Annotated in this window: 12 protein-coding genes; 7 read left to right on the forward strand and 5 right to left on the reverse strand. The window is 51.6% G+C overall.

Features of this window, described 5'->3' with window-relative positions; all coding sequences use genetic code 11:
• Positions 1-51: 51 nt before the first annotated feature.
• Positions 52-945 (forward strand): siderophore-interacting protein, encoded by an 894-nt coding sequence (locus D6029_RS03430; RefSeq protein ID WP_120063424.1) that lies wholly within the window; start codon positions 52-54, stop codon positions 943-945.
• Positions 946-974: 29 nt separating this feature from the next.
• Here D6029_RS03430 and D6029_RS03435 read toward each other — a convergent pair whose 3' ends face one another.
• Positions 975-1,607: a TetR/AcrR family transcriptional regulator gene (locus D6029_RS03435; RefSeq protein WP_120063425.1), complete on the reverse strand. Its 633-nt coding sequence runs from the start codon at positions 1,605-1,607 to the stop codon at positions 975-977.
• 248 nt (positions 1,608-1,855) lie between these two features.
• Here D6029_RS03435 and bhsA (D6029_RS03440) point away from each other — a divergent pair, with 248 nt between their 5' ends.
• On the forward strand, positions 1,856-2,113 hold the full coding sequence (bhsA, locus tag D6029_RS03440) for a multiple stress resistance protein BhsA (protein ID WP_120063426.1): 258 nt from the start codon (positions 1,856-1,858) through the stop codon (positions 2,111-2,113).
• A gap of 121 nt (positions 2,114-2,234) precedes the next feature.
• On the opposite strand, the gene D6029_RS03445 is transcribed toward bhsA (D6029_RS03440), so the two are convergent.
• On the reverse strand, positions 2,235-2,867 hold the full coding sequence (locus D6029_RS03445) for a TetR/AcrR family transcriptional regulator (RefSeq protein WP_120063427.1): 633 nt from the start codon (positions 2,865-2,867) through the stop codon (positions 2,235-2,237).
• A gap of 252 nt (positions 2,868-3,119) precedes the next feature.
• Between D6029_RS03445 and bhsA (D6029_RS03450) the strand changes: the two genes are divergently transcribed.
• Positions 3,120-3,377 (forward strand): multiple stress resistance protein BhsA, encoded by a 258-nt coding sequence (gene bhsA, locus D6029_RS03450; RefSeq protein ID WP_120063428.1) that lies wholly within the window; start codon positions 3,120-3,122, stop codon positions 3,375-3,377.
• A 71-nt stretch (positions 3,378-3,448) separates the two neighbouring features.
• On the opposite strand, the gene ldtC is transcribed toward bhsA (D6029_RS03450), so the two are convergent.
• From ldtC to D6029_RS03465, 3 genes are all read right to left on the reverse strand, one after another.
• On the reverse strand, positions 3,449-4,372 hold the full coding sequence (gene ldtC, locus D6029_RS03455) for a L,D-transpeptidase LdtC (protein ID WP_120063429.1): 924 nt from the start codon (positions 4,370-4,372) through the stop codon (positions 3,449-3,451).
• A 208-nt stretch (positions 4,373-4,580) separates the two neighbouring features.
• Entirely contained in the window at positions 4,581-8,027 is a 3,447-nt protein-coding gene (mfd, locus tag D6029_RS03460; protein ID WP_120063430.1) for a transcription-repair coupling factor, read from the reverse strand.
• Positions 8,028-8,177: 150 nt separating this feature from the next.
• Complete coding sequence (locus D6029_RS03465) at positions 8,178-9,251, reverse strand: acyltransferase family protein (RefSeq protein ID WP_120063431.1); 1,074 nt, start codon at positions 9,249-9,251, stop codon at positions 8,178-8,180.
• A 300-nt stretch (positions 9,252-9,551) separates the two neighbouring features.
• On the opposite strand from D6029_RS03465, the gene lolC reads away from it, so the two are divergent.
• From lolC to nagK, 4 genes are read left to right on the forward strand one after another with little or no spacing between them, the layout of a single operon-like run.
• Entirely contained in the window at positions 9,552-10,751 is a 1,200-nt protein-coding gene (gene lolC, locus D6029_RS03470; protein WP_167455962.1) for a lipoprotein-releasing ABC transporter permease subunit LolC, read from the forward strand.
• Entirely contained in the window at positions 10,744-11,448 is a 705-nt protein-coding gene (gene lolD / locus D6029_RS03475; protein ID WP_120063432.1) for a lipoprotein-releasing ABC transporter ATP-binding protein LolD, read from the forward strand. The genes lolC and lolD overlap by 8 nt, the downstream gene beginning before the upstream one ends.
• Positions 11,448-12,692: a lipoprotein-releasing ABC transporter permease subunit LolE gene (gene lolE, locus D6029_RS03480; RefSeq protein ID WP_120063433.1), complete on the forward strand. Its 1,245-nt coding sequence runs from the start codon at positions 11,448-11,450 to the stop codon at positions 12,690-12,692. The genes lolD and lolE overlap by 1 nt, the downstream gene beginning before the upstream one ends.
• A gap of 29 nt (positions 12,693-12,721) precedes the next feature.
• Entirely contained in the window at positions 12,722-13,633 is a 912-nt protein-coding gene (nagK, locus tag D6029_RS03485) for an N-acetylglucosamine kinase (protein WP_120063434.1), read from the forward strand.
• Positions 13,634-13,635 lie beyond the last annotated feature (2 nt).

The raw sequence follows: 13,635 nt of genomic DNA on the forward strand, positions 1-13,635 counted from the left end.
TACTGTGGTTTACGTTTTTGAATAAAGGCCTGACGCGGCAAAGGAGTAGAAATGGCAGGGGTGCAAGGGTATCGGTTGTTTAACGTTCAGTTAGTGCATAAAAACCAAATTTCGCCTTCGCTGCTGAGTCTGGTGTTCGGCGGCCCCGAAATCGCATATATGAAATCTGACTCGCCGGATCAGCGAATCAAAATGTTATTTCCATCAGAAGATGGTTCGATTCCAACGCTGCCGCAGCAAGGAGAGTGGTACTCGTTGCTGCAAGCATTGCCGAAGGAGAAACGGCCCGTGGTGCGCACTTATACCTTGCGCCATGTCGACCGCGAGCGACTGGAAGTCACGGTTGAATTTGTTAGCCACGGTACGGAAGGCCCTGCTTCAGCATGGGCGATTAACTCGCTACCGGGCGACAAAATTCAAATCGTTGCGCCTAATGCTGAATACTCCCAGGACAGCGGCGGTTACGAATGGACGCCACCAAAAGGGCTGCGTCACGGTCTAATTATCGCTGATGAAACCGCGTTGCCTGCGGCGAAAGGGATTCTTGAATTGCTGGCGGTGGAGCAAAATCCACCACAGATTCAGGTGTTCCTGGAAGTACCCGAGGAAGGTGATTGCGTCGATCTGAGCGAGTTTAGCTTTGCAAAAATCCACTGGTTGGCGCGTAAGCCGGTTAATGCCACGCATGGGGAATGCCTGCTAAAAGCCGTCAGAGAAAATGCGCAATTACCGAAACGAGCGGGCGTGGCGGAAGAGCTTAACGAAGAAGCGGAAGGCGAGTTGCTGTGGGATAAAGCGACCACGGCCAGCAATGATTTTTACGGCTGGGTGGCGGCAGAATCAACAGTGGTGAAACTGCTACGTCGCCATTTGATTGGTGAATGCGGCGTGAATCATGACGCCATCAATTTTATGGCGTACTGGAGCAAAGGGCGAGTGAGGTAAAAGAGAAGGGCGGCAAACGCCGCCCGGTATTAGATTTTCTTAAGTTCTGGCATTAGCCGCATCGTGGTATTCACGATTTGCATCAGCTCTTCATAGCTTGCGTTTTCACGCGCGCTAACCGACATCCCCTGAATAATACAGCACAGGTATTTAGCCAGTTTACGAATGCAGCTGGTCTGTGGAATTTCACCATTTTCCTGGCGTTTAGCCAGAAAACGCACCAGCGTTTCTTCCTGCATCGACTGGCGTGTTTTGATCACCGCTGCGATATCTTCAGAAGACGCCGCTAGCACCGAAGACGTACAGATAATAAAGCAGCCGGTCGGTGTGTCTTTCTCGGTAAAGAGCTTGGCGATTAACGACAAATAATCTTCCAGCGCTTGTTCAAGCGTGCGTTCTTCGCAGAACAGGCAATTCTCGCGCATTTGCGAAAAGCGCTCGATGTAGCGATCCAGAACGGCCTTGAATAACCCTTCTTTGTTGGTGAACTCTGCGTAAAGTGTCGGGGCTTTAGCACCCGTCGCTTCAACCAGATGTGCCAATGAAGTGGCCTCATAACCGTGTTGCCAGAACAAAGCCATGGCCTTGTCGAGTGCTGCTTCCCTGTCAAACACCTTCGGTCGGCCACGGCTTTTTTTAATGCAAGTCGTATCAGATGACATATGCGCCGTTTAACCTTTGTCTGTTTATTGAACGATCATTATAAAAATAATATCACGCAGTAGCTATAGGGCAGAGGGAAAAAATTAATTATTCCTATGCTTATGAAAATTATAACTTTTATAAAATAATTAATGATCGTTATAAAATAAGTTTGACGCGTGATGCAGATCACGCTTATTATTTAGTTATCGAACGTTAAGTAAATAAATTTAACGGCCTTATAAATAATTTTCTCAAGGTAACTATCATGAAAAACGTAAAAACTCTTATCGCCGCTGTGATTCTTAGCTCAGTTTCTTTTGCAAGTTTCGCGGCTGTAGAAGTGGCGGCCGCACCAGCAGGCCAGCATGAAATCGGCACAATAACTGCGACCGGTGGCACCAACCTGAGTTCTGTTGAATCCCAACTGGCAGCAAAAGCTCAAGAGATGGGAGCAAGTTCATTCCGTGTCACTTCCGCGAGTGGCTCAAATCATTTGCACGGGACTGCGGTGATTTATAAATAAGCTTTTACCCTCTAAGTTAAAGCGTTCTCCATAAGAAAGGCCCTGTTGAAAAACAGGGCCTTTTTGTTTGGCAGAAAAAGACTATTAGTGAATTAAGAAGGGCGAACAATGTCGCCCTCAATTAGATTTTTTTCAGTTCTGGTAACAGGCGCAAGGTGGTGTCGACAATCTGCATCAGATCTTCGTAACTGGCGTCTTCTCGGGCGCTGACCGACATTCCCTGGACAATACAACACAGGTATTTAGCCAAATTTCGAACGCAGGCGGTTAGCGGGATTTCCCCTTTCTGCCGATGCAGTTCGAGGAAATTAACCAGCGTTGCTTCGAGCATCGACTGGCGAGCCTTGATCATTTCCGAGATATCTGCCGATGAAACTGCCAGAACTGACGAGGTACAAATCATAAAGCAACCGGTTGGGGTTTCTTTATCAGTAAACAGTTTCGCTACCAGAGAAAGATAATCCTCAAGGGCTTCTTCAAGTGTTCGACTGTCGCAGCGCAGACAACTCGCTCGCAGCTTCGTTACTTGTGCGATGTAACGGTCTAGTACGGCCTTGAACAAGCCTTCTTTATTGGTGAACTCGGCGTAAAGCGTCGGCGCTTTTGCACCCGTCGCTTCCACCAGATGCGCCATTGAAGTCGCTTCGTAACCGTGTTGCCAGAACAACACCATGGCCTTATCGAGTGCGGCTTCCTTGTCGAACACTTTCGGTCGGCCACGGCTTCTTTTGATGTGACTGATGTCGGTAGACATGATTAGCCGTTTTAACCTTCTCTGATTTTATGAGTGATCATTATAAAAATAATGAAAGAGAGGTTCCAGCGGTAGTTTGTCTAAAAATAAATGCCATGTATTAGGATGAAAAATAACAGTTTTATAAAATAGTTAACGGTCATTATAAAAATAATTTGACGTGTGATGCAGATCACGTTTATTATTTACTTATCGAACGTTAAGTAAATAACTTTAACGGTCTTACAAATCATCTGCTTAAGGTCAAAAATCATGAAAAACGTAAAAACTCTTATCGCTGCTGCTGTTCTTAGTTCAATCTCTTTCGCAAGTTTTGCGGCTGTTGAAGTTCAGGCCACTCCAAATGGTCAGCAGAAAGTCGGTACTATCACCGCCACTGCCGGGACTAACTTGAGTTCTCTGGAAGACCAACTGGCGCAAAAAGCAGAAGAAATGGGTGCAAGCTCATACCGTATTACCTCAGTGACTGGCCCGAATACTCTGCACGGTACTGCGGTAATCTATAAATAAGATTTACTGTAAAATCAGTTTCATAAAAAAGGCCCTGCTATTTTTAGCAGGGCCTTTTTCTATTCGAATAATTAAATTTTGTTATTAGCTTCGGTATGCGTATTCACTTCAATTGGCATTCCGGAGCGGTGCTGCATCGCTTGTTCCATCACGGCGGCATCTGTTTCTGGTGCGGACTGGAACTGTTTCATCTGTTCAGTCAGCACAATCGGCAGCACTTTCGGATCGTCATCAATATGTTTAGACAGTGGCTGATGCACTTCAACCAGGCGTCTGCCATCTGGCTCAATGGAAGTTTTAATTGCGGTGTTAATAATGCGTACTTGTGTGCCAACCGGCATCTCTTTGTACAGCGCTTTAATATCGTCATCGCGCAGACGAATACAGCCGGAACTCACGCGCATACCAATGCCAAAATCAGCGTTGGTGCCATGCAGCAGGTAAACCCCGCCGTAGGCCGCAAGGCGAATCGCATGGTGGCCCATCGGGTTCTCTGGCCCGGCAGGAACCACTGCCGGGAGTTTAATGCCGTTCGCCAGATAGCGAGCGCGAATATTGGCCGTTGGCGTCCAGGTCGGGTTAGCGCGTTTATCCGAGACGCTAGTAACCATTGTTGGCGTTACGGTGTCGCCACCCAACTGGCCGATACCAATCGGGTAAACGGTGACGCTGTTTTTCCCGGCCGGGTAATAATAAACCCGTAGCTCTGCAAGATTCATCACCAAACCCTGGCGTGGCGCATCGGGCAGCAACATTTGGCGCGGAATAGTCAGCACGCTACCGGCGCGTGGAACATATGGGTCAACGCCTGGGTTTGCCTGCAAAAGCGCCAGGAAACCGACATTGTATTTCTTAGCGATAGCTTCCAGCGAACCGCCATCATCGGCGACAACATGGAAAATATTCTTACCGATTAGGCGGCTGCCTTCCGGCGGCAAAGGGTAGGAGTTAGCGGCAGCCTGGAAAGAGGCAAGTGCTGCGCCAACCAGCATCATCGATGCCAGCCAACGCCCGACGCGAATCTTGCGGGATGTTAAGACGCTCAAAGAGGTAATCACGATAAACCCTACATTTATTAATGTTATAAAAAAGTTAATCGATGATTATGGCAGGGGCAGGTGTCGGGAAATCCTGGCGGATTGAAAGGATGTGTAAATGTTTCAGAATCGGTGCCTTAGAAACATCCAAGGCACCGCTAACTGATTACGCCACTGCGTTCTGGGCTAACTGATGCATAAAGTTACGCACCCACTCCATACGCACTTTTCGGTCGGCAAGATCTTCAATGAATTTAAGACGGGTTGGACCATCCAGACGATAATGCTGCGGCTGTTTTTGCAATAAGCCAATCAACCACACCGGGTTAACGTGGTTCTTCTCGGCAAATTCAATTACGCCACCTTTTTCATTACCTTCGATTTTCCGCACGCCCAGTTTTTGCGCCTGCTGGCGCAACGCGGCGATATCTAACAGATTACGCGCTGGATCAGGCAACAGGCCAAAGCGGTCAATCAGTTCGACTTTCAGCTCGTCAAGCTCATGTGCCGTTTTGGCACTGGCAATACGCTTATAGAACGAAAGGCGCGTATTCACGTCCGGAATGAAATCATCCGGAAGCAGGGCTGGCATACGCAGTTCGACTTCCGTCTGGCTGCTGGTCAAATCTTCAAGTGACGGCTCGCGGCCCTCTTTGAGCGCATCGACAGCGTTTTCCAGCATTTCCATATACAGCGAGAAACCGATGGTTTCCATCGAACCGCTCTGGCCCTCGCCGAGTAATTCCCCGGCACCACGAATTTCCAGGTCATGCGTTGCCAGCGCGAATCCTGCCCCCAAATCTTCGAGCGAGGCGATAGCTTCCAGACGTTTTTGCGCGTCGGTGGTCATCGCTTTTGGATGTGGCGTCAGCAGCCAGGCGTAGGCCTGATGGTGCGAACGCCCGACGCGGCCACGTAACTGGTGCAACTGCGCGAGGCCGAAGTGGTCGGCACGTTCAATGATAATGGTGTTGGCGGTGGGAATATCGATACCGGTTTCGATAATCGTGGTGCAGACCAGCACGTTGAAACGCTGGTGGTGGAAATCGTTCATCACCCGTTCCAGCTCACGTTCACGCATCTGGCCGTGGCCGATGGTGATACGCGCTTCCGGCACTAAGGCCGCGAGGCGGTCTGCGGCTTTCTGAATGTTTTCAACGTCGTTGTAGAGGTAGTAAACCTGGCCGCCACGCAGCACTTCACGCAGGATAGCTTCGCGCACGACTAACTCATCGTACTGGCGAACGAAAGTTTTCACCGCCAGGCGGCGGGCGGGTGGCGTAGCGATAATCGACAAATCGCGCATTCCGCTCATCGCCATATTCAGCGTGCGCGGAATCGGCGTTGCGGTCAGCGTCAGAATGTCCACGTCGGCACGCATCGCTTTAATACGCTCTTTATGGCGCACACCAAAGCGGTGCTCTTCATCGACGATTAGCAGACCGAGGTCTTTCATCTTCACGTCATTTTGCAGCAGCTTGTGGGTGCCGATAAGAATGTCGACTTTCCCTTCACGCGCCTCTTCCAGAATTTGCGTCTGCTCTTTGGCGGTACGGAAACGCGACAGCATTTCAATGCGCACCGGCCAGTTGGCGAAACGGTCGCGGAAGTTATCGAGGTGTTGCTGAGCGAGCAGGGTGGTTGGCACCAGCACGGCAACTTGTTTGTTGTTTTCCACCGCGAGGAATGCGGCACGCATCGCAACTTCAGTTTTACCAAAGCCGACGTCACCACACACCAGGCGATCCATCGCCAGCGGCTGGCACATATCGCTTAACACAGCGTTAATGGCTTGAGCCTGATCTGGCGTGGTTTCAAACGGGAAAGCATCGCAGAACATTTGGTACTGTTCGCGGTCGTGCTTAAACGCGAAGCCCTGTTTGGCGGCGCGTTGGGCGTAAATATCTAGCAGTTCGGCGGCAACATCACGCACTTTCTCTGCCGCTTTCTGGCGCGCGCGCGACCAGGCATCGCTACCGAGTTTATGCAGCGGCGCGTTTTCTTCGGCACCGCCCGCATAACGGCTAATTAAATGCAGCGATGAAACAGGAACATAAAGTTTGGCGTCACCGGCATACGTCAACATCAGGTATTCAGCCGTGATGCCGCCCGCTTCAAGCGTGGTTAAACCCGCGTAACGCCCGACGCCATGCTCCAGATGCACTACCGGCTGCCCGGTATGCAACTCGGCAAGGTTGCGAATCAGCGTATCCGGGTTAATGGTGCGGCGGCTGTCCTGACGGCGGCGGCTCACGCGCTCGCCCAGCAGGTCACTTTCACAAATCAACGCACGGTTACGCAGCGTGTCGATAAACCCATGCTCGCTGGAGCCGAGCATTAAGTAGCGGCCTTTATCCGCCACTTCATCGAGACGGTAAATACGTTTCGGTGCCACTTTAATACGCGCTAGCAGCTCGCCCAGCGCTTCACGGCGGCCTTCACTTTCGACGGAAAACACCACCGGGCCATCAAAGGATTCGAGGAATTTACGCAGATTGTCGAGCGGCGCTTTTTGCTGCGCCTGAACGGAAAGGTCGGGTAGGGCGCGGTAACCCAAATTAGTAAATGCCGCTTTATCCGCTAACGATTCGGTTTTGAGCTGAATGCGCGGCCAGGATTTGAGTTCGCTAAACAGTTCATCGACGCGCAACCACAGGCTTTCTGGTGGTAACAGCGGGCGCATCGGATCAACGCCACGATTTTCGAAACGGGCGAAAGTGTCTTGCCAGAAACGCTCGGCGCTGGTTTCGATATCACCGGTATTTATCAGCAGCGTATTTTTTGGGAAATAGCTAAACAGCGGCGGAAGAGGCTCGCTAAAGAACAGCGGCTGCCAGTATTCGATCCCCGCCGGGAGCATGCCTTTACTGACTTGCTGATAAATATGCTCAGGCTCGCGCTTCACATCAAACTTGTCGCGCCACTGGCTGCGGAACAGTTCGATGGCGGTTTTATCCGTCGGGAATTCATGCGCGGGCAGCAGGTTAATCGCATCCACTTCTTCAAGTGTGCGCTGCGTATCCACGTCAAACACGCGCAGGCTGTCGATTTCATCATCGAAAAAGTCGATGCGATACGGCTGCTCGCTGCCCATTGGATATAAATCTAATAACGCGCCACGCGTCGCAAATTCACCGTGTTCCATCACCTGATCAACGCTGCGATAACCGGCCTGTTCAAGCTGGCTACGCAAGTCGTCACGCGATAAACGCTGGCCTTTTTTCATCACCAGCGCGTGGCCGTGCAAATAACTGTGCGGGCAAACGCGCTGCATCAGCGTATTCACCGGTAGGATCAACACGCCGCGCTGCATGGTTGGCAGCTGATAAAGCGTGGATAAACGCGAAGAGATGATTTCCTGATGCGGCGAAAAACTGTCGTACGGCAGGGTTTCCCAGTCGGCAAGATTCACCACCAGGCTTTCCGTAAACTGGCTGATTTCGTCATGCAGACGCAAAGCATTCTGCATATCCGGGGCAATCAGCACCACCGGGCCATTATGGCGCTCGACGATTTCGGCCACTTCGGTCGCACAAGCAGAACCGGTGAGTTCACCAAGCTGGCGTTGATCGCCCGCTTTAACAGGTAAGGAGTAGCGATAATTTTCAGGCATAAATGCGTCAGAATCTCTCAGGTTGCGCCGTGTTGTGTGGGCTGATAGCCACCAGACGCGTCAAGAAGTTGCTTATTATTATCCGCGATCGTTTTGTATTAGCAACACAATCGCAACGCAACCTGGGATTTGTCCTGCGCTGAAACGGACTTAACGCGCCTCGGTAGCGGTCACCAATTTGGCTGGCGGTGAAAAGAACATGTCGCCAAACAGTGCGCGCGATAATTTCCGGAAACCTAAGCCTAAACATGTGCAAATCGCCAGGCTGGCAAACGGGTAAACCAGCAACACGGCGAGCAAAGCGTTATCGGAAATTCGCCCGGCGCTAATCTGCCCAAGGGTAAACAAACTCAATGCTTCAATGACGATGCGATGCGTGGTGTAAATCGCAATCGTGTTGGTGCCGACGATATTAAGGAATGCATCGGTACGGCTTTCGCGCCAGTTATCGAGCAGGTAAAACAGTTTCATAATGACAAAAATCGAGACCAGCGAAATGACCAAAGGCACATTAACCAGATACAGCGCCACGGAAATCACGGCTGCGGCGGCACACAACAGCGGATGCTGGCGAAGGTTAAATTCCTTCATCGCCGTCATTAATTGTGGCCCGAACCACGCGCCCAGCCCGTAATAACACATATTGCGCACCACACTGTTCATGCCCCACCACGGCAGCGGCATAAAGCTAATCACCACGTTGATTGCTAACAATAGCAAAATGACCGGGACCCGGTATTGGCGCAGGCTTTTGAACACCAGGAAATAAAGCACCAGCGCGTAGAGATACCAAAGGCTGGTGCTGGCTTTTGCCATGCTGACGGCGAATTGCAGCAGGGTTTCCGAATAGGCCGCGTTGGAAGTCGGGTTGCGCACCAGATCCGGCGCCAGCCATTGATTAATTAACGAAATCCCCAGCCACTGCAAGACGCCCCACAACAGCAGAACATAAAAGATATTCCACAGGCGCTTATCAACGCAGTCGCGCCATTTCACCGCGTCGATATAACGGGTGATCAAAAAGCCGGAAATAAAGAAGAACACCGGCATACGGAAAGGGGCTAAATAGAGATTCAGGTAAATCCAGCTCTTAGCGACGTACTCCGGGAACCCGGTTTGGAACTGCACCAGATGGGGATAAAAGGTGATCACCGAGTGGTAAATAACGACCAGGCAAATGCACAGCCCTTTGATATGGTTTATCCACAATTGTTTGTTTTTCATGCGCCAGTTAAATCTTCTGTTGGTCTGAATTTGCCTTCAGGGTGGAAGATCGCCGGGATTTTTATTACCTGATTTGTCTGTTTTTGTAAGAATCAGGCGTAATTCGGAAATTCTTTATGGTCAGTTAATCACCGTTTTAGCGTGGCTTCGCTGCGAAAACAATGCGTTATGGCGTTGATTTATCAGCGATTACTCATGTTCTTAAAAATCAAAAAAACGTTACGTTTCATTTACTTGATGCGGTATCGCTTATATACTTCTTGCCAACTTTGCATCCGCAACTGCAACAAGACGGAATACATGTATCAACCTGTCGCGTTATTTATAGGCCTGCGCTACATGCGTGGGCGAGCATCTGACCGTTTCGGTCGCTTCGTCTCATGGCTGTCGACTATCGGCATTACGCTTGGCGTAATGGCGCTGGTGACGGTGCTTTCGGTGATGAACGGCTTCGAGCGTGAGTTGCAAAACAACATTCTTGGGCTGATGCCACAAGCGATCATTACCTCGCCTGGCGGCTCGATTAATCCTGAAACTCTCCCAGCCAAAGATCTCAAACTCGAAGGTGTCACGCGTATCGCGCCAATTACCACGGGCGATGTGGTGCTGCAAAGCGCGCGCAGCGTGGCTGTCGGCGTGATGCTCGGCGTGAAGCCGGAAGAGAAAGATCCGCTTTCCCCGTTCCTGGTGAACGTGAAGCAAACTGATTTGGTTGCCGGGCAATACAACATCATTCTTGGTGAACAACTTGCCGGGCAACTGGGCATTAAACGCGGTGACAGTATCCGTGTGATGGTGCCATCTGCCAGCCAGTTCACGCCGATGGGCCGTTTGCCAAGCCAGCGTCTGTTTACGGTCATCGGGACTTTCGCGGCGAGCAGCGAAGTCGACGGTTATCAGATGCTGGTGAACCAGCAAGATGCCTCGCGTTTGATGCGCTACCCGGCAGGCAATATTACCGGTTGGCGTCTGTGGTTGGCAGAACCGCTAAAAGTTGACGTATTAAGCCAACAAACGTTGCCGCAGGGCACCGAATGGAAAGACTGGCGCGAACGCAAAGGCGAGCTGTTCCAGGCGGTGCGCATGGAAAAAAACATGATGGGGCTGTTGCTCAGCCTGATTGTGGCGGTTGCCGCGTTTAACATCATTACTTCTCTTGGCTTGCTGGTGATGGAAAAGCAGGGCGAAGTCGCCATTCTCCAGACCCAGGGGTTAACACGTCGCCAAATCATGGCGGTGTTTATGGTGCAAGGGGCGAGTGCGGGCGTTATTGGCGCTCTGCTCGGCGCATTGTTAGGCGCGTTGCTGGCCAGCCAACTGAACAACTTAATGCCGATTATTGGCGCATTGCTGGATGGTGCGGCGCTGCCTGTCGCCATCGACCCCGTGCAAGTCATTGTGATTGCGCTTATCGCTATGGCGGTCGCGCTGTTATCCACGCTTTATCCATCGTGGCGTGCTGCCGCGACTCTTCCCGCTGAGGCTTTACGTTATGAGTAATTCTGTCCTGTTGCAGTGTGACAAGCTGTGCAAACGCTATCAGGAAGGCAAAGTGCAAACGGACGTGTTGCACGATGTCAGCTTCAGCATCAATACCGGCGAGTTAATGGCGATTGTCGGCAGCTCCGGTTCCGGCAAAAGTACTTTGCTGCATCTGTTGGGCGGGCTGGATACGCCAACTTCTGGCGACGTGATTTTCAACGGCAAGGCGATGAGTGCTATGTCGTCTGCCGCGAAAGCTGAACTGCGTAACCGTGAACTGGGCTTTATCTACCAGTTCCACCATTTGCTGCCAGATTTCACCGCGATGGAAAACGTCGCGATGCCGCTGCTCATCGGTAAAAATAATACTGACGATACTAAACAACGTGCGCTGGAAATGCTCAAAGCGGTTGGACTTGATCACCGCAGTAATCACCGCCCGTCAGAGCTTTCCGGCGGCGAGCGCCAGCGCGTAGCCATCGCCCGTGCGCTGGTGAATAACCCGCGTCTGGTGCTGGCGGATGAACCGACTGGTAACCTTGATGCGCGTAATGCCGATAGCATTTTCGAACTGCTTGGCGAGCTGAACGTGCGCCAGGGCACCGCATTCCTGGTGGTAACCCATGACCTGAAACTGGCTAAACGTATGTCTCGCCAGCTTGAAATGCATGATGGTCGCCTGACCAGCGAACTGACTTTGATGGGAGCCGATTAATGGCTTCGCCACTGTCCCTGCTGATTGGTTTACGTTTTAGCCGCGGGCGTCGCCGCAGCGGCATGGTGTCACTGATTTCTATCATTTCTACCTTAGGCATCGCACTGGGTGTGGCGGTGCTAATTGTCGGCCTGAGCGCGATGAACGGTTTTGAGCGCGAGCTTAACAATCGCATTCTGGCGGTGGTTCCCCACGGCGAAATCGAACCGGTTAATCAGCCATTCCACGACTGGAGCGGCGTTTTACAGCGCGTAGAGAAAGTAAAAGGCATTGCGGCAGCAGCACCATATATCAACTTTACCGGGCTGGTGGAAAGCGGGCCAAATCTGCGTGCAATTCAGGTTAAAGGCGTTGATCCGGCGCAGGAAGTTCGCCTTAGCGCGTTGCCGCAGTATGTGCAAAGCAACGCATGGCAAAATTTCAAAGCCGGGCAACAGCAAATCATTATTGGCAAAGGCGTTGCCGATGCGCTGAAGGTGAAGCAGGGCGACTGGATTTCCATCATGATCCCCAACAGCAGCGCTGACCACAAACTGCTGCAACCTAAGCGTGTGCGCCTGCAAGTTGAAGGTATTCTGGCACTTAGCGGGCAACTCGATCACAGCTTTGCAATGGTGCCAATGGCCGATGCGCAGAGCTATTTAGACATGGGTGACAGTGTCACAGGCATTGCTATTAAAGTGAATGACGTCTTTAACGCCAACCAACTGGTGCGCGATGCGGGCGAAGTCACCAACGCTTACGTCTACATCAAAAGCTGGATTGGCACTTACGGCTACATGTATCGCGACATTCAAATGATTCGCGCCATCATGTATCTGGCGATGGTGCTGGTGATTGGCGTGGCCTGTTTCAATATCGTCTCCACGCTGGTAATGGCGGTGAAAGACAAGAGCAGCGACATTGCTGTGTTACGTACCCTCGGCGCGAAAGACGGTTTGATCCGTGCGATTTTCGTCTGGTACGGCCTGCTGGCGGGCTTATTAGGCAGCGTCAGCGGCGTAGTGGTCGGTGTGCTGGCTTCGTGGCAATTGACCAATATTATCCGCGTGATTGAGAAACTCATCGGCCACCAGTTCCTGTCGGGCGACATCTACTTTATCGACTTCCTGCCATCTGAGCTTCACTGGCTGGACGTATTTTATGTACTGATCACAGCTTTGTTACTGAGTTTGCTCGCCAGTTGGTATCCGGCGCGTCGGGCCAGTAATATCGATCCAGCAAGAGTATTAAGCGGGCAATAAATTCTAAAAAATTTGGGAGCAGCGAAGCGATGTATTACGGATTCGACATTGGCGGCACGAAAATGGCTCTTGGGGTTTATGACAAGGAACGTAAGTTGCAGTGGGAAACCCGCGTTCCCACGCCACACGACAGTTACGAGAACTTCCTGGCGGCGATTGTTTCCCTGGTAGAGCAGGCCGATAGCCGCTTCGGGACTAAAGGTTCGGTCGGCATCGGTATTCCTGGTATGCCAGTGACGGACGACGGCACGCTATATGCCGCCAATGTTCCCGCAGCCAGCGGCAAACCTGTGCAGGCTGATCTGAGCGCGATGCTCGACCGTGAAGTGCGTATGGACAACGACGCCAACTGCTTTGCACTCTCCGAAGCCTGGGATGATGAATTCCGTAATTACCCTGTTGTGATGGGGCTGATCCTCGGCACGGGTGTTGGAGGCGGGATTATCGTCAACGGCAAACCGATTACCGGGCGTAATTACATCACTGGCGAATTTGGTCATACCCGCCTGCCGGTTGATGCGCTTGATGTGTTGGGCCGTGATGTTCCCCTGACGCGTTGCGGTTGCGGCCAGCATGGGTGTATCGAAAACTACCTCTCCGGGCGCGGATTTGCATGGGTTTATCAACACTTCTACGCTGAACCACTGGACTCGAAAGAAATTGTTGCCCGCTATCGCGCAGGTGATGAAAAAGCCGTGGCGCACGTTAATCGTTTTGTTGAGCTGTTGGCCTGTTGCCTGGGCAGCCTGTTAACGGCGATTGACGCGCATCTGGTGGTGATTGGCGGTGGGTTATCGAACTTCACCGAGATGTATCAACAATTGCCCGAACGTTTGCCTAAATATCTGCTGCCAGTGGCGAAAGTGCCGCGCATCGAACCTGCACGGCACGGTGATGCCGGAGGCATGCGTGGTGCAGCTTTCCTCCATCTTACGGAGTAAAT

The sequence above is a fragment of the Buttiauxella izardii genome, assembly GCF_003601925.1.
GTDB lineage: Bacteria > Pseudomonadota > Gammaproteobacteria > Enterobacterales > Enterobacteriaceae > Buttiauxella > Buttiauxella izardii.